Origin of the sequence: Streptomyces sp. NPDC001728 (assembly GCF_040297565.1) — a bacterium.
Classification (GTDB): domain Bacteria; phylum Actinomycetota; class Actinomycetes; order Streptomycetales; family Streptomycetaceae; genus Streptomyces.
Map to the genome: position 1 here is coordinate 192,273 of NZ_JBEOZK010000010.1, position 15,373 is coordinate 207,645.

Below are 15,373 nucleotides of genomic sequence, written 5' to 3' on the forward strand. Positions count from 1 at the left end.
GAGGACCGGGCGCGCACCCCGGAGCGCGGGGCTTGCACGGCGAGGCGCGGGAGGCGCCCGGTGAAGGGCGGGGCGTACGCGGGAGGGGGCCGGGACCGCCGGAAGCCGTCTCCGGTGCACATTACGGCGCGCGATACGCCGATCCTCCTCAACCGCCGCGATCCTCACCGGAGTTCCTCCAAAGCTCCGCCGAACTCGGCCAACCTCTTCGCCACATGAGGGAGTTCCACGGGATCGCTCGCCGCGAGCACCTCCGCCCGTTCCTCCCCCGCGGCGCCCAGGAACATGCCGGTGCCGAACCGGACGCGGAGCGCGCCGAGTTCGTCGCCGAGCCGGTGACCACCGACCGCCGGGGCCCCGAGCCGTGCGGTGAGGTGGCTCTCCAGTTCCAGGGAGTCGGTGACGCCCCTGGCGGCGAGTCCGGACCGCAGCGGGCCGAGGTCGGCGTAGAGGTGGCGGCCGGCCTTCGGGGGCCGGGCGAGCGCCCCGGCGGCCAGGACCGCGCGGTACGCGGCGACGGCGATGCGGCCGTGGACGGCGGCGGCGCGGCGGGCCCGTACGGTGACGTCCTCGGGTTCGTCGAGGGCGTGGGCGGCGGCGGGCGCCACCGGTCCGGCGACGACGGCGCCGAGGGCGGTGAGCACGTCGAGGACGCGGGCCCTGCGGTCGGTCCAGCGGTCGGCGCGGGACGGGTCGGTCGGCGGGAAGCGGGCGACGGCGCAGGGCCAGGCGGCGGGCGTGAGGGCGCCGCCGAGGTCGCTGAGGACGGTGACGTCGTCCGGGCACATCTCGGCGGGGCTCAGGAACACCGCGTCCTCCGGGTGGTGGAGGGTGTCGCGCCAGGTCTCGTCGCTGATGACGTGCAGTCCTTCGGCGACGGCGGCCTCGCAGGCCTCGCGGACGATCTCGGGCGGGGCGACGGTGGCCGTCGGGTCGTCGGCGACGGACAGGAGGAGGACGCGCGGGGTGCCGCCCTCGGCGCGGATCCGCCGGACGGTCTCCAGGAGGGCGTACGGGTCGGGGACGCCGCCGCACTCGGCGGGGGTCGGCACGTGGTAGGCGGGGCGGCCGAGGAGGCGGGCCTGCGGGGTCCACCAGGCGGGGCAGGGCCGGGGCAGCAGGAGGTCTCCGCCGTGGGCGGCGAGGAGGGCGAGCAGCAGGGCGGGGGCGCCGGGGGCGGCCACCACGTCCTCGGGGTGGGTGCGCAGGCCGCGGCGCCACCAGTAGCCTGCGGCGGCCTCGCGCAGGACGGGTCCTCCGCCGGGCGGCTCGGGGGCGGTCCGTCCGGCGGCCTCGGCGAGCAGGCCCGCGAGTCCGGGGAGGACGGGCAGGCCGGTGTCGGGGGCGGGAGGGCCGTAGCGTACCGGACCGCGGCCCTCCGGAGCCGTCTGCCGCATGTCGCGTACCTCCTGAGCGCACAGGGGCGCCGGACGGGCACCCCCGTGCCCTTTATACGAAGGTTCGGGCGGTTCCGCCCCCTCAGACGACGGTGACCGGGTGCCGTACGACCGCGTTGAAGAGGTACCCCTGGGTGTTGTGGACGGCCCGCTCGGGCTGGGTGTTGCCGGCGGTGTCGGTGGTACGGGAGAGCAGGGTGACCGGGCCGGTGGCGTGCGGGCGCCACGGCACGGACCAGCGGACCCAGCCGTCCCGCCGGGGCGCGTCGAGGAGCCGGGCGTGCCGCCAGTGCGCGCCGCCATCGGTGGAGACCTCGACCGACCGCACGGGGGCCAGGGCGGACCAGGCGCGGCCGGTGAGCCAATGGACGCGGCCGGCCTCCAGGGTGGCGCCGAAGGGCAGTTGGTAGGCGGACTTGACGATCTGGCGGCTGATCGGCTCGCTGCCGCCGGCGGGGTGGGCGTCGCCGAAGAGCCGGTACCAGTCGGTGGACCAGGGCGAGCTGAGCGGACGGGTGGACACCTGGATGTCGCCGAGCCACTTGATCGAGGCGATCCCGACCCAGGAGGGCACGACGAGCCTGACGGGGTACCCGTGGTCGTGCGGGAGGGGCTCGCCGTTCATCTCGTACGCGAGGATCACGTCGTCGAAGGCCTTGGCGACCGGCAGCGGGCGGCGCACCCGGCCGTAGTCGACGCCGCCGGAGACGTACGGGTCGTCCAGGCCGCGCGGCTGGAGGGCGAAGGCGTCACGGGCGATCCCGGCGCGCCGGAGCACGTCGGAGAGCCGTACGCCGCGCCAGCGGGCGGCCCCGACGGCGCCGAGGGTCCAGGGGGTGCCCGCGACCGGCTCGCCCTGCTGGCTCGCGTAGAGGCTGCGGCCGTTTCCGGCGCACTCGATCAGGGCCGTACGGGTGACGGAGGGCAGATCGCGGAGCTGCCCGTAGCTGAAGTGGACCGGATCGCGGCCGTGGAGCCCATCGCCCCAGAGCGTCAGACGCCAGTCGGCGGCGCCGAGGACGGGGGTGGCGGTGTGGTTGCGGACGAAGAAACGGTCGGCGGGGGTGAGGAGCCCGGTGTCGGCGAAGGAGTCGAAGCGGGCCTCGGCGTTGGTGCCCCGGACGGTGAAGTACTCGGCGGGAAGCGCTTTGACGATGCCGTGTGCGGCGGGGGCGCCTTGAGCGGGGGCCGGGTGATCGAGGGCGGCGTGCGCGGGGGCGGCGGCGATCCCGCCGAGGGCGGAGGCCGCGGGGCTCGCCGCGAGCAGCTTGAGCAGGGCGCGGCGGGCGGGCGCGGGCGGGTTCGGCACGGGACTCCTCGGCAGGGGAGAGACGAACCGCCGGGCGGCGGCGGGGCCGATCCTAGGCGTGCGGGGGCGGCTGGGACGGGCTGTTCATGGTGCTGTCACAGGAGGGTTCGTCAGGTCGGTGGGGAGGGACTGGCGCGGGCGGGGCCTCGCAGGCCCTAGGGAATTACGGAGGCGCCGGGAGCGCCCCGGGCCCGAGAATGCGGCATGCAGCAACCGACACCGCCCCGGACCCCGACACCCGCACCGATGTCCTCGCCCACGTCGATACGTGAGGCGGTGCCCGAGGACGCGGCGGGCGTCGCGGCCGTGCACGTCCTGTCCTGGCGGGCCGCCTACCGCGGCCTGCTCCCCGGGCCTTACCTGGCCGCGCTGGACGTGGAGGAGCGTGCCGTGATCTGGCGGGACCGTCTCACGGCACCGGACCGCCCGCGGGTGCTGGTGGCGACGGGCGAAGGCGGGCGGGTGCTCGCCTTCTCGTGCTTCCGCGCCTGGCGGGGTGAGGGGTTCCCGCCAGGGACCGTGGCGGAGCTGGCGGCGCTGTACGCCCTGCCGGAGGCGTGGGGCCTGGGCGTCGGGCGGGCCCTGCTCGCGGCGTCCGCGGAGGCGCTGACGGAGGAGGGGTTCCGCAGGGCGGCGCTGTGGGTGCTGGCGGGGAACGCGCGCGGGCGCCGCTTCTACGAGGCGGCGGGCTGGCGGCCGGACGGCGCGGTCGCGACGGAGGAGACGGGAGGAGTGATGCTCGACGAACTCCGCTACCAGCGAGAGCTGTTCGACCAGGGCCCTTCCCCCATCGCGTCCACATGACAAGACATGTATCTCATCATGCGACATCCGTCGGTACGGTGATGACACGCACCCACGTCGAGGGAGACGCTTCCATGACGCACGCTTCCCACCCCTCCGCACACCCGGCGGCCCACGAGACCGCCGTGTACACCCACGGCCACCACGAGTCGGTCCTGCGCTCGCACAGCTGGCGCACCGCCGCCAACTCGGCCGCCTATCTGCTGCCTTCGCTGCACACGGGACTGGACGTCCTGGACGTGGGCTGCGGCCCCGGCACCATCACCGCCGATCTGGCCGCGCTGGTCGCACCGGGCCGGGTGACGGGGGTCGACGCGGCCGAGGACGTCCTGACGAAGGCGCGCGCCGTGGCGTCGGAACGCGGCCTGGAAGACGTCGAGTTCAGGGTCGCCGATGTCCACGCACTGGACTTCCCCGACGACTCCTTCGACATCGTCCACGCCCACCAGGTGCTCCAGCACGTGGGCGACCCGGTGCAGGCGCTGCGCGAGATGCGGCGGGTGTGCCGGCCCGGTGGCATCGTCGCGGCGCGCGACAGCGACTACGGGGCCTTCGCGTGGTTCCCCGAACTGCCCGCTCTGGACGGCTGGATGGACCTGTACCACCGGGTGGCGCGCGCGAACGGCGGTGAGCCGAACGCCGGTCGACGCCTGTTCGCATGGGCCAGGGCGGCCGGCTTCACCGACATCACGACGACGGCGGGTACCTGGGTCTTCGCCACTCCCGAGGAACGGGCGTGGTGGAGCGGCCTGTGGGCGGACCGTACGACCGACTCCGGCTACGCGGGCCTGGCCGTGTCCGGCGGCCACGCCACGAAGGCCGAGCTGGCGTCCGTGGCGGCGGCCTGGCGCGAGTGGGGCGCCCATGAGGACGCCTGGTTCATGACTCCGCACGGCGAGATCGTGTGCCGGGTGCGCTGACCGGCACCCACCCCCGCGGGCCGGGGCACCAAGGGGGCGGGGTCAGACGAACGCGGGGTCGGCGAGGTCGAGCGTCAGCCGGTTCCACCAGTCGTTGACGAAGACGGCGCGGGTGCCTTCGTGGAGCACCGTCATGAACGGGTTGGAACAGAACATCACGGCGACCCACCGCAACGAACGGTCGGCGTCGAGCCGGGCGAGGTGACCGATGTTGCCCATGCCGCCGCCCCCACCGGTCAGCCACCCCGACCCGTCCGGCAGCGGGCTCTCGAACCAGGTGTCGACCGCGTCGACACCGCACTCCTCGATCGCCCACTCCACGTCGACGGCCTCTCCGAAGCGAAAGGGAATGGGCTGCCCGGCATCCGGGTGGTACGCGCCGGGTCCCTCGACGTGCAGCTGCAGCGCGGTGTCGTCCACCCGGTAGAGACCGTCGAACAGTGGCATCTCCCCACCCGCCCAGAGCCCTTCGATCCTGCCCATCGCGCCCGCCCTCTCTCCCTTGATCCACTCCCCTTGAGGGCTGTGGTGGTAGTCCCCGTGGTATCCCGTGCAGTCCGGTTCCTTGGTACGGGCAGTCCGGGTGCGGCGTGCGGTTCCGCTCCCGGCGGGCCGGGTCGGGATCCGTTTAGCCCGGCGGGGGCGGTGGCGTCTCGAAGCTCTCGCACAGGCAGGAGCCCCATCGCCCCGAGAGCTGCGGTTCCCTGTGCTGGAACCGCTGATGATGTCCGCAGGTGCACGGCGTCGTCGCCCAGGCCGCCATCTCCGGACCCCCGTCCCTCGCGGACTCCCAGGGTAGCGGCCGGGCCCCCGAGGGGACCCGGCCGTCGCCTCGGCTCGCGGACGTCCGCGTGCCGGCCCACGTGTCAGCTGGGGCGCATCCTGAACTCGTAGGCGTCCGGCAGCGGTTCATCGGTGAGCCGCGCCCACAGCTCACCCAGGATCTCGGCGCCCTCGCGCAGGTCCGCCACCTCGAAGCCCTCGTCGAAGACCGCGCGCGCCGCCTCCGCCCCGCCCTCGGCGAGCAGGATCCGGATCTCCAGGAGCCGGAACGCCCCGCTCCCCCGGACCCCTTCCGGCAACCGCGACCATAGCTTCCGGGCCCGATCCGCCCGGCCGTCGGCCAGCAGCGCCACCACGGCCTCGCGCCCGAGGGCCGCACCGACGGCGGCGGCGCGCACCTCGCCCCCGGGGCCTTCACCGAAATCCGTACGCCCACCGGACTCCGCGCGCTCCGTGTAGTCCTCGAAGGCCTCCACGAACCTGTCGGTCGCCCGCTCCGGGTGCCCGTCCTCCTCGTCGGCCACGGCCAGGCAGTGGAGCAGCGGCCAGCGCTCCTTCGCCTGCTTCAGGCCCCGCTCCCAGCTGCGTACCGCCTGGGCCCGGTCACCCGCGTGCCACTGGGCGATGCCGAGGTGGTACTCCGTGGACGGATCCGCCCGGGCGGTCTCCAGCATGTCCCGCCAGGGTGCCGCGACCAGTGGCGCGCCCGGTGCCGCACCTGGTGACGGCGGCGGCAGGACGCCGGTCCGGAGCAGTTCGCGCCACGGCCGCTGCTCCGGCCCGAGGGTCGACTCGGAGAACGGCGTTCCGGGCAACTCCAGTTCCCCGCGCAGGACTTCGAGGGCGCCCCAGCCGGAGCCGACCGCGAGCACCTCCTCCGGCGCGGTGTCGGCCGCGCCCTCGCGCCAGGCCGTGTGGGCGGCGTCGACCGCCGCCCCGGGCAGCGCGACGGCCAGTCGCTGTTCCACGTCGGCGCGGGCCGCCGCCCAGTCGTCGCCGAGTGCCGTGGCGGGGTCGGCGGCGAGCGGTCCGTACGCCTCCAGCCAGCTGAACTCCTCGCCGCCCGCGAGCTCCAGGTGTTCCAGCTGGGTCCGGGCGAGCCCGGCCTGGATCTCGGCGTATCCGGGCGTACCGGGTTCCGTCAGCCACTCCTGCCAGCGTCGGCCGCCGCGCCCGGTCCCCCACACGAAGAGCTTGCGTCCGCGCAGCGGTCCCGTGGAGGTCTGGACGAGTCCCGAGCCGTCCGGGGCGAGCGCGGCGATCCAGCGGCGCCGCTCCTCGGGCAGGTCGTAGAACCAGTCGGCGGCGTGGGGACTGTTCAGCGGGTACGTGCGGTCGACGCCGTCCCCGGTGGACGGTACGGAAACCCGGTGCAGCCCTCCGTCGTAGCCGTGCTGCCAGGCCGCATCGGCGGGCGCGAGGACCCTGCGGTCCTCGGGGACGGCCGTGTTGGACCACCAGTAGACCGGGGCGACGCGCTCGTGGGGGTTGCGGATCCGGACCCCGACGTACAGGAAATCGGAGCCCTCCGGAAGCCACAGGTCGACCTGGAAGGGCAGGTCACGCAGCCGCTCCCACTCCCAGAGGCGGAGCATCGGTCCGCCGTCGGGCGCGCGGACGGTCGCCGCGTGGAGCGGCGAGCAGGAGAGGGTGGTGTGGCCGGTGGCGCCGATGTTCCACTCGATGCCGCCGGAGAACCAGGCGCCGTTGAGCGCGAAGGCGGCGGGCTGGAACACCGGGTTGCGGTAGAGGAGTTCACGTCCGGTGGGCTTGTGAAGGAGGGAGTGGATCCGGCCGCCGAGACCCGGGAGCACGGTCACCCGGAGGCGGTCGTTCTCGATCACGATCGTGTCGATGTCCGTGGGGGTGCGCTCACGGCCGTAGCCGTCGCGCACGGGGGCGGGCAGCAGACTGCGCAGGGGCGCCCGTCCGATGCCCCGGGCCATGTCGCGCGGGAGTCCCGCGAGGGTCCGCGCGTCGACCGCGTGGGCCCCGGCACCGGCGGGGGCCCGCAGTGCGGGAAGGGGGTTGTCCGGGCCCAACGGGGCCGCGGGCAGCGTCAGTACGGCACGTCGTACGGTCGTCATTGATCCATGGAACACGCCGGGGCCCGTCCTGACCAGGGGTTCTCCACGTCAGGCTTCGGTAAAGGCGCGGGGCGGGGGGACGTAAATCCCCGGGCGTCGCGGGGAGGAGGCGCCTAGGGTGGGAGGTCGGCGCGCCGCCCGGCCGCCGGGGAACCTGGCACTGGGAGTACGCGCGATGGGCACGCAGCACACCTACCGGGTCATCGTGCGCGGCACGTTCGACGGTCTTTCGGAGGAGAGCCGCTCCCGGCTGCTCGCCGAGGTGGACCAGCACGGGCTGACCGCGATGCAGTTCACGGAGGAGGGTTCGCTCGCCTATGACCGTACGCTGAAGCACTTCTCGTACCGCCTGGTCGTCGTCTCCGACGCCGCCGACGGCGACGAGATGGCGGGCGCGCTCGCGGAGGACCGGGTGGAGACGGCGCTCGGGGAGCTGGGACACGGGTACAAGGGGCTGCGCTCGACCGTGACCGACCTCGACACGATGAAGATCAACTACAAGCGCTGAGCGGCGGGGCCCGTACCACTGTGCCGTGGATCACGATGGTCTCCCGGAGCCGTACTCCCTAGGATGATTGAGCACTACATCTTTCCTGGTGTACGCGTCTACGCCCCCTGTTCGAGGAGACCGATCCCGTGACCACCGGCATCGTCGCGCGCGAGAGCTACTACGAGCGGACCGGCGAGAACCGCCACAAGCCCACGGCCCACGCCGGCGGCGCGTGGAGCGCCGACGAACAGCACTTCAGCCCCCTCGCCGGGCTCGTCGTGCACGAGATCGACCGGTACCTCGCGCGGCGGCCCGGGAACCTGGCGCTCGCCAGGATCAGCTACGACATCCTCGGCCGCATCGCCCTCGACGAGTGCGAGATCACCGTGGAGACGGTACGCCCCGGCCGGACCATCGAACTCCTCGAAGCCGTCGTGCTCATCGACGGCCGCCCGGTCGTCCGCGCCCGCGCCTGGCTGCTGGCCTCGCTCGACACCTCCTCCGTCGCGGACAGCCCCGTCGAGCCGCTCCCGGCCCCCGACACGCTCGAACCGTGGGCGATGGGTGCGGCCTGGGGCGGCGGTTACGTGTCCTCCATCGACGTCCGTCGCACAGCCCCGGCCCGCAAGGGCCGCACGACGGCCTGGGTGTCCTCGTCCCTGGACCTGGTCGCGGGCGAACCGAGCAGCCCCCTCGCCTCGTACATCGCGCTCGTGGACACGGCGAACGGCGTCGCCGTGCAGCAGGACCCGGCCGCGTGGATGTTCCCGAACCTCGACCTGACGATCCATCTGCACCGGCAGCCGCGCGGCCCGTGGACCGGCCTGGACACCACCGCCACGTTCGGCCCGACGGGGCAGGGGCTGACGAGCAGCGTCCTGCACGACGTCGACGGCCCCGTCGGGCGCGCCGAGCAGATCCTCACGGTCCGGCCGCAGCCTCAGGGCTGAGCGGCGGGAGTCTCCGCACGTCCGCCGGCGGGACGCCCACGACCCTTCCCGGCCCGCCGCCCCCTCAGCGCCGGGCCGTCCGTACCCTTGCCGGGCAGGTCTCGCCCTTGCGGACGACTCCGATCATCACCGTGGTCCGCCGGTCCAGATCCGTGCCCGCCGCCGGGTACTGCGTGCACACCTGCCACCTCGGCGGCCAGAGCACCCGCCGGTCCCGCCCGCTCACGTCATGGACGTCGAGCCGGGTACGGCGGTCCAGCCGGGTGAATACCCGCCACAGACCCCGGCCGAGGAAGTCCGGCATCGGGCAGGTCCCGGCCTCGCCGTCCGGAGCGGCAGCCTCCTCCGCGGAGCTGACGGCCACGGCGGCCAGTGCGAGGACGGCTCCCGCGCCCACGACGGCGCGCCGCCTCACTTCCGCCTCCGGGCGGCGACGTAGTACCCGCAGACGCCGCCGAGCAGCGCGGTCGCCAGCAGGGCCACGTAGAGCGGCATCGCCACCTGGGGGATCAGGAGCCGGATCCTGACCTCACCGGTGTTCTCGAAGATGAACACGAGGGTGAGGATCGCGACGGCGATCATCGCGATCCGGCCCGGCGTGAAGGATTCGGCGAGCCCGGACCTGCCTCCGCCTGATGTCCGTGACGTGTCCTTGGGACTCATGCGCGGCCCTCTCCTCCGTCGTGGCATCGGTCGTACCCGGCCACCGCCGTGGGACCAGAATGATGCGGGTGGGACCTCACCGTGACGGCATGGGCCGCCGTACGGGTGACTTGTCAGACAGCGCGGGCCGACTACCGTGGTGCCGGACACCGGCGGCCCCGAGCGCCGGAACCGAGCACCGGCATCGAGACGAGGAGCGGCCGTGGCGGTCAGCGGACACCGGCGGCGACCGGTCGTGGCCCTCTACGAGCGGATCGCGGACGCCGTGCACGACGGCACCTACCCGCCGGGGTCGACGCTCCCCTCCGAACCGAAGCTCGCGGCGGAGCTGGGTGTCAGCCGGCCGGCCCTGCGCGAGGCGCTGCTGCTGCTCCAGGAGGACGGGCTGCTGAGCGTACGGCGCGGGGTGGGCCGGACCGTCAACGACCGGCCGCCCCGGCGCGGGTTCGAGCAGGTCCAGCCGCTGGAGGAGCTGATCGGGGCGGGCACGCCGCTGCGGGTACGGGCGCTGGTGCGGACGGTCGAGGAACCGACCGACTTCACCACCCAGCACCTGCTGGCCCCGGCCCGCGCCGAGCTGCGCTTCTGGGAGTCGGTCCTGACCGGGGAGGGCGCGGCGGCGGCGCTGAGCCACGAGTGGGCGGCACCCGACGAGCTGCTCGACCGGGTGCACCCGGAGTTCGCGCGGGCGCTGCGGGCGGTGGAGACGAAGTCGCGCACGGGCGCGGCCAGGGGCCATGGCGCCGGCACGGACGGCGGGACGGACCAGCAGGGTTCCGCCGCGGTCTCGATGCTCTCGGTGCTGCTCGGGGCCTCGCGCGAGACCGCGCTCGGCGCCCACAGCGGGATCACGGCGACGCTGCTGGGGCGGCGGCGCGGGGAGCAGCTGCGGCGCCCGGCGGACACTCCCGCCGTGCTGGTCACGCAGGTCGTACGGGTCGGGGACACCCCGGTCATGGCAGCGAAGCACATGCTGCCGACGGGCGCGCCGGCGCTGCCCGTACTCCAGTCGCACTGAGACGAGCCGTCGCGCAGAGTGCTCCTCGCGGACCCGCCTCACCACCGCACCGCCCTCACCGACCTCCCGTCGGCCCGCCTCGGTGCCCCACCCACCACCGACCCCGGCCCGGCCAGCCTCCCCCCTCCTTCACCCCCACCCACCCCTGCTCCCGACCCCCTGTCGGGCCCGTCACAGCACCCCGTTCCCCCTTCGCGTACACTTCCCCGCCATGCACTTGTCTGACAACCCTGCCACGCCCGCCGCCACCACCGTCTCCGAGTGGATCCGCCGGGCCCCCAAGGCCGTCCTCCACGACCACCTCGACGGTGGCCTGCGCCCGGCGACCATCGTCGAGCTGGCGCGTGAGTGCGGCTACACCGCGCTGCCGACCGAGGACCCGGCCGCGCTCGCGGTCTGGTTCCGGGACGCCGCCGACTCCGGTTCGCTGGAGCGCTACCTGGAGACCTTCGCCCACACCTGCGCGGTGATGCAGACCCGCGAGGCGCTCACGCGCATCGCGGCCGAGTGCGCCGAGGACCTGGCGGCGGACGGTGTCGTCTACGCGGAGATCCGCTACGCCCCCGAGCAGCACCTCGAAGGCGGGCTCTCGCTCGACGAGGTCGTGGAAGTGGTGAACGAGGGCTTCCGCGAGGGCGAGCGCCGGTCCGGCGGCCGGATCACGGTCCGTACGCTGCTGACCGGGATGCGCCACACGGACCGGTCCCTGGAGATCGCGCAGCTCACGGTCGCGCACCGGGACAAGGGAGTGGCCGGCTTCGACATCGCGGGCGGCGAGATCGGCAACCCGCCGGCCCGCCACCTCGCCGCCTTCCAGCACCTGAAGCGGGAGAACTGCCACTTCACGATCCACGCGGGCGAGGCCGTGGGCGCGGAGTCGATCCACGAGGCCGTGCAGGTCTGCGGCACGGAGCGGATCGGCCACGGTGTGCGGATCACGGACGACATCGCCGAGGACGGCACACTGGGCCGGCTGGCCTCGTACGTCCGTGACAACCGCATCGCGCTGGAGGTCTGCCCGACCTCGAACCTCCAGACGGGCGCGGCGAAGGACTACGCCTCGCACCCGATCGACGAGCTGCGCCGCCTCGGTTTCCGGATCACGCTCAACACGGACAACCGACTGGTCTCCGGCACGACCATGAGCGAGGAGTTCCAGCACATGGTGGACGCGTTCGGGTACGGCCCGGAGATCTTCGAGGAGTTCACGGTGGCCGCACTGGACGCCGCGTTCCTCCCCCTCCCCGAGCGCCGCCGACTCGTGGACGAGGTAGTACGCCCGGGCTACGCGGCACTCTAGACCGCCCAAGAGGTACGGGGGCCAGGAGCGCAACGCCCTCCTGCCCCCGTACCCCTCACGACCGCATCAGCTCCAGGTCCTCGCCCAACGCCGGTCGAGCGCGAAGAGCAGCTCCAGGAGGTGGCCGACGCCGTCACCCGCGTCGAGCCGGGCCGCCAGGGTGTGTCCGTCGCGGTCGTTCTTGACCGAGCGGTACAGGGAGTTGGCGTACGCGTCGAGCCATTCGCCTGCGGCCCTGAAGGTTTCGTCGGCGCCCAGCCGTCCCTTGGCGGCGAGGATCTCGGCGATCCCCCCGTCGAGCCGGTCGAGCACCACGCGGGCGCGGGAGAGGGGCGTACCGCTCGAACCCCGGTATCCCCAGGGCGCGGAACGCGCCGAGAGACACGAGGACGAGGTCGAGTTCCGGGGTGCGATGTCCGGCGAAACGCGTCAGGGGCGTCTCCGCCCCCTCCGCGAGCACCACGTGGAGGTCATGGTCGGAGTGCTCCGTGGGGATGCCCTCGTGGGCATGCGAACCCTTGAGGACCAGGCCGACGACCGCCGGATCGTCCGCGGCGAGGTCGACGAACGCTTGTGGGTGAGGGGCTGCCGAGTGGTCATCACATCATTCTCATCCCACTTCCCGCCGGACCAGGGGGAGTTCCAGCGTTCCGGTGTCATCGGCCGCCCGTCGGCCTCGTGCGAGCGCTCAGCGCAGGGCCGGTACGTCCAGCGTGAGCGTGCCCTTGTCCGCGTCGAGTGCGGCGGGCACGCCGAACGGCAGGGTCAGTGCCGTCTCGCTGTGACCGAAGCCCATTTCCTCCACCACCGGCACCCCCAGACCGCCGAGCCGGTCGGCCAGCACAGTCCGCACCTCCTCGTACGGGCCGCACTCCGCCCACGACCCGAGGCCGACGCCCGCGACCCCGTCCAGCCATCCGGAGCGCAGCAGCTGGGTGAGGACCCGGTCGACCCGGTACGGTTCCTCGCCCACGTCCTCCAGGAGCAACAGCCCGCCGCGCGCCGAGGGCCGCCCGTACGGGGTGCCGAGGTCGGCGGCGAGGAGGCTGACGCAGCCGCCGAGCGTGACGCCCCGGGCCCGACCCGGTACCAGGGTCCGCGCCGTGTCCAGGCCGAGCGTCCGCACCGACTCCGGTTCGAACAGCGTGGCCCGCAGCGACTCCTGGGTGCGCGGGTCCGACAGGAAGGTGCCGGCGGCGACCATCGGTCCGTGCAGGGTGGCGTATCCCGCGCGTCTGGCGAAGGCCTCGTGCAGGGCGGTGACGTCGCTGTAGCCGACGAACGCCTTGGGCCCGGCCGCCCGGACCGCCGTCCAGTCCACCAGGTCCACCATGCGCTGGACCCCGAACCCGCCCCGGGCGCAGATCACGGCGTCGACCGAGGGGTCGCACCAGACCTCGGTCAGATCGCGCGCCCGATCCCGGTCGGCGCCCGCGAGGTACCCGAGGGTGGGGTGGGTGTCCAGGACGTGCGGGGCGACCACCGGGTCCAGGTCCCAGCCGCGCAGGACGGCGAGGCCCGCCCGCAGCCGCTCCTCGGGGACGGGTCCGCTGGGGGCGACGACCGCGACCCGTGACCCGGGGCGCAGCCGCCCGGCCCGCGCCAGGGCTTCGACGGCGACGCGCGGGGCTTCGGCCGTCATGTCCGGTACTCCAGGTCGGGCACGTCCGACCGGCTGATGCCGAAGGTCCGTGCGTACAGGGACAGTTCGGCCTCCAGGGCGCGCACCATCGTGTCCGCCCTTCGGAAGCCGTGACCCTCGCCCTCGAAGGCGAGGTAGGCGTGCGGGACGCCCCGGCCCGCCGTGCGGGCGAGGAACCGATCGGCCTGCGCGGGCGGGCAGATGACGTCGTCGAGGCCCTGGAGCAGCAGGAACGGCGCGGTGATCCGGTCGACGTGCTCGATCGGTGAGCGCTCCTTGTAGCGGGCGGGCACCTCGTCGAGCGAACCCACCAGCCCTTCGAGGTACTGGGACTCGAAGTCGTGGGTCTCGTCGGTGGCCCAGCCCCGCAGATCGAGGATGGGGTAGATGATCGTGCCGCAGGCGTACACGTCGGTGGAGACGAGGGACGCGGCCGTCGTCCAGCCGCCGGCGCTGCCGCCGCGCACGGCGAGCCGCGCCGGGTCGGCGGTGCCCTCGGCGGCGAGGGCCGCCGCGACGGCCGCGCAGTCCTCGACGTCGACGACGCCCCACTGTTCGCGCAGCCGCTCCCGGTACTCCCGGCCGTAGCCGGTCGAGCCGCCGTAGTCGACCTCGGCGACGCCGATGCCCCGCGAGGTGAAGTAGGCGATCTCCAGGTCCAGGACGAGCGGCGCGCGCCCGGTGGGGCCGCCGTGCGCCCAGATCACGTAGGGCGGCAGCTCCCCCTCGGGTCCGGTGAACCCGGGGTGGTGCGGCGGGTACACCTGGGCGTGGATCTCCCGCCCGCCGGGTCCGGTGAAGGTGCGGACACGGGGCTCGGGGAGGTACGCGGGGTCGACGGCGTCGGTGTGCGCGGAGCCGACCACGCGGCTGCGGCCCGTGCGGGTGTCGAGCTCGACGAGCTCGGCGGAGCGGTGCGGTCCGGCGGCGACGCCGACCACCCGGGTGCCGTGGACGGCGAGGGCGGACGCCCACTCGGTGCGGGGTCCGCCGGCGTCGACGAGGGCGCCGCGCTCGGGGTCGAGTATTCCTAGGGTGGTGGTCCCCTTGCCGTGGACGACGGCGATCAGCCCGTTGTCCAGGGGGGTGAACCAGCGGAGGCCGATCTGCCAGAGCGGTCCGCCGAACTCCTGGGCGCGGGGGCAGAGCGCGACCGGTTCGGTGAGGCCGCCGTCTGCGTCTACCTCCGCGCGGTAGAGGTTCCACCAGCCGGTCCGGTCGCTGACGAGGAGCAGCCGTCCGGCCGCGTCCCAGTCGACCTGCGGGATCGATTCGGAGGGTCCGCCGGCGACGGTCCTCGCGTCCAGGAAGGTGCCGTCGGGGCCGATCTCGGCGAGCTGGACCTCGGTGCCGTCCCAGGGCATCCGGGGGTGGTCCCAGGCGATCCACGCCACCCGCCGCCCGTCCGGGGAGCGCCGGGGTCCGGTCACGAACCGGTGCCGTCCGTCGGAGAGTTCCCGTACGGCGGTGCGGTGCTCGGCGGCCGATCCGTCGAGCGGTACGGCGGCGAGGACACGGCGCACATCGGTGGGCCCGGGGCCGGTGAACTCCTCGAGGACGCACCACACCTCGTCCCGCTCCGGGTGGATCACCGGGTCCACCCAGCGCAGTCCGCCGCCGATCCCGGAGACAGGGGTGAGGGGGCGCGGCTCGGCACCGGGGGCGGCGTCGGGTTCGTACGCGTAGAGCCGCTGGTCGGGGAAGTGGCAGAAGACGGCGAGCGGCCCGCCGGCCGGGCGCTCGACGGCCGCCCAGGGCCGGCCGCCGTACTCGATCACCCGGCTGCGGACGTTCCACGGCGCGGGCAGCAGGCTCTCCTCGGTGCCGTCGGCGCGCCGTCGGACGAGGGCCCGCCGGCCGCCCTCGGCCGGGCGGGGCGCGGTCCACCACAGCTCGTCGCCGACGGCGCCGAGGTACTCGGGCCGCCCGTCGTGCGCGGCGGCGAGCGCGGCGCCGACGGGTGACGGCCAGCTGCCGTATCCGGCCGTGGTCATGGCCATCCCAACTCCC

General features: G+C 74.1%; 14 protein-coding genes and 1 pseudogene. 6 read left to right on the plus strand and 9 right to left on the minus strand.

Going from position 1 to position 15,373, the window contains the following annotated elements; all coding sequences use genetic code 11:
• Nucleotides 1–164 precede the first annotated feature (164 nt).
• Nucleotides 165–1,397, minus strand: coding sequence for an aminotransferase class I/II-fold pyridoxal phosphate-dependent enzyme (locus ABT154_RS17780; protein WP_351857748.1), 1,233 nt, complete (start codon nucleotides 1,395–1,397; stop codon nucleotides 165–167).
• A gap of 82 nt (nucleotides 1,398–1,479) precedes the next feature.
• Nucleotides 1,480–2,706 carry a sulfite oxidase gene (locus tag ABT154_RS17785; RefSeq protein WP_351857749.1) on the minus strand — a complete coding sequence of 409 codons (1,227 nt, stop codon included), beginning with the start codon at nucleotides 2,704–2,706 and terminating at the stop codon, nucleotides 1,480–1,482.
• Nucleotides 2,707–2,952: 246 nt separating this feature from the next.
• Between ABT154_RS17785 and ABT154_RS17790 the strand changes: the two genes are divergently transcribed.
• Both ABT154_RS17790 and ABT154_RS17795 read left to right on the plus strand, forming a co-directional pair.
• On the plus strand, nucleotides 2,953–3,510 hold the full coding sequence (locus ABT154_RS17790) for a GNAT family N-acetyltransferase (protein WP_351857750.1): 558 nt from the start codon (nucleotides 2,953–2,955) through the stop codon (nucleotides 3,508–3,510).
• Nucleotides 3,511–3,584: 74 nt separating this feature from the next.
• The gene (locus tag ABT154_RS17795; protein WP_351857751.1) at nucleotides 3,585–4,430 is read left to right on the plus strand and encodes a methyltransferase domain-containing protein; all 846 of its coding nucleotides are present in this window, start codon (nucleotides 3,585–3,587) and stop codon (nucleotides 4,428–4,430) included.
• 42 nt (nucleotides 4,431–4,472) lie between these two features.
• Here the strand turns inward: ABT154_RS17795 and ABT154_RS17800 are convergent, their stop codons facing one another.
• A complete protein-coding gene (locus ABT154_RS17800) occupies nucleotides 4,473–4,913 on the minus strand; it encodes a hypothetical protein (RefSeq protein ID WP_351857752.1) in 441 nt (146 codons plus the stop codon).
• 383 nt (nucleotides 4,914–5,296) lie between these two features.
• Nucleotides 5,297–7,300 carry a DUF5107 domain-containing protein gene (locus ABT154_RS17805; RefSeq protein ID WP_351857753.1) on the minus strand — a complete coding sequence of 668 codons (2,004 nt, stop codon included), beginning with the start codon at nucleotides 7,298–7,300 and terminating at the stop codon, nucleotides 5,297–5,299.
• Nucleotides 7,301–7,475: 175 nt separating this feature from the next.
• Between ABT154_RS17805 and ABT154_RS17810 the strand changes: the two genes are divergently transcribed.
• Together ABT154_RS17810 and ABT154_RS17815 are read left to right on the plus strand one after the other, a co-directional pair.
• On the plus strand, nucleotides 7,476–7,808 hold the full coding sequence (locus ABT154_RS17810) for a DUF6204 family protein (RefSeq protein ID WP_351857754.1): 333 nt from the start codon (nucleotides 7,476–7,478) through the stop codon (nucleotides 7,806–7,808).
• A gap of 128 nt (nucleotides 7,809–7,936) precedes the next feature.
• Complete coding sequence (locus tag ABT154_RS17815; protein ID WP_351857755.1) at nucleotides 7,937–8,740, plus strand: thioesterase family protein; 804 nt, start codon at nucleotides 7,937–7,939, stop codon at nucleotides 8,738–8,740.
• Between the two features lie 64 nt (nucleotides 8,741–8,804).
• Here ABT154_RS17815 and ABT154_RS17820 read toward each other — a convergent pair whose 3' ends face one another.
• Nucleotides 8,805–9,155 carry a hypothetical protein gene (locus tag ABT154_RS17820; protein WP_351857756.1) on the minus strand — a complete coding sequence of 117 codons (351 nt, stop codon included), beginning with the start codon at nucleotides 9,153–9,155 and terminating at the stop codon, nucleotides 8,805–8,807.
• On the minus strand, nucleotides 9,152–9,403 hold the full coding sequence (locus ABT154_RS17825; protein WP_351857757.1) for a LapA family protein: 252 nt from the start codon (nucleotides 9,401–9,403) through the stop codon (nucleotides 9,152–9,154). The genes ABT154_RS17820 and ABT154_RS17825 overlap by 4 nt, the downstream gene beginning before the upstream one ends.
• 202 nt (nucleotides 9,404–9,605) lie before the next feature.
• Here ABT154_RS17825 and ABT154_RS17830 point away from each other — a divergent pair, with 202 nt between their 5' ends.
• Together ABT154_RS17830 and ABT154_RS17835 are read left to right on the plus strand one after the other, a co-directional pair.
• On the plus strand, nucleotides 9,606–10,421 hold the full coding sequence (locus tag ABT154_RS17830; protein WP_351857758.1) for a GntR family transcriptional regulator: 816 nt from the start codon (nucleotides 9,606–9,608) through the stop codon (nucleotides 10,419–10,421).
• 211 nt (nucleotides 10,422–10,632) lie between these two features.
• Entirely contained in the window at nucleotides 10,633–11,721 is a 1,089-nt protein-coding gene (locus ABT154_RS17835; RefSeq protein ID WP_351857759.1) for an adenosine deaminase, read from the plus strand.
• 87 nt (nucleotides 11,722–11,808) lie between these two features.
• Here the strand turns inward: ABT154_RS17835 and ABT154_RS17840 are convergent.
• The 3 genes and pseudogenes from ABT154_RS17840 to ABT154_RS17850 form a co-directional block, all read right to left on the minus strand.
• Nucleotides 11,809–12,321 (minus strand): annotated as a pseudogene (locus ABT154_RS17840) (hypothetical protein); the annotation flags it as partial.
• A gap of 88 nt (nucleotides 12,322–12,409) precedes the next feature.
• Nucleotides 12,410–13,363, minus strand: coding sequence for a S66 peptidase family protein (locus ABT154_RS17845; protein ID WP_351857760.1), 954 nt, complete (start codon nucleotides 13,361–13,363; stop codon nucleotides 12,410–12,412).
• On the minus strand, nucleotides 13,360–15,357 hold the full coding sequence (locus tag ABT154_RS17850) for a S9 family peptidase (RefSeq protein ID WP_502969536.1): 1,998 nt from the start codon (nucleotides 15,355–15,357) through the stop codon (nucleotides 13,360–13,362). Before ABT154_RS17850 ends, ABT154_RS17845 begins: the two co-directional genes overlap by 4 nt.
• Nucleotides 15,358–15,373: the final 16 nt, after the last annotated feature.

Coding starts and splice junctions, on each gene's coding strand:
- ABT154_RS17780 (WP_351857748.1), bottom strand. CDS start 1,397: ATGCGGCAGACGGCTCCGGAGGGCCGCGGTCCGGTACGCTACGGCCCT.
- ABT154_RS17790 (WP_351857750.1), top strand. CDS start 2,953: ATGTCCTCGCCCACGTCGATACGTGAGGCGGTGCCCGAGGACGCGGCG.
- ABT154_RS17795 (WP_351857751.1), top strand. CDS start 3,585: ATGACGCACGCTTCCCACCCCTCCGCACACCCGGCGGCCCACGAGACC.
- ABT154_RS17800 (WP_351857752.1), bottom strand. CDS start 4,913: ATGGGCAGGATCGAAGGGCTCTGGGCGGGTGGGGAGATGCCACTGTTC.
- ABT154_RS17805 (WP_351857753.1), bottom strand. CDS start 7,300: ATGACGACCGTACGACGTGCCGTACTGACGCTGCCCGCGGCCCCGTTG.
- ABT154_RS17810 (WP_351857754.1), top strand. CDS start 7,476: ATGGGCACGCAGCACACCTACCGGGTCATCGTGCGCGGCACGTTCGAC.
- ABT154_RS17825 (WP_351857757.1), bottom strand. CDS start 9,403: ATGAGTCCCAAGGACACGTCACGGACATCAGGCGGAGGCAGGTCCGGG.
- ABT154_RS17835 (WP_351857759.1), top strand. CDS start 10,633: ATGCACTTGTCTGACAACCCTGCCACGCCCGCCGCCACCACCGTCTCC.
- ABT154_RS17845 (WP_351857760.1), bottom strand. CDS start 13,363: ATGACGGCCGAAGCCCCGCGCGTCGCCGTCGAAGCCCTGGCGCGGGCC.
- ABT154_RS17850 (WP_502969536.1), bottom strand. CDS start 15,357: ATGACCACGGCCGGATACGGCAGCTGGCCGTCACCCGTCGGCGCCGCG.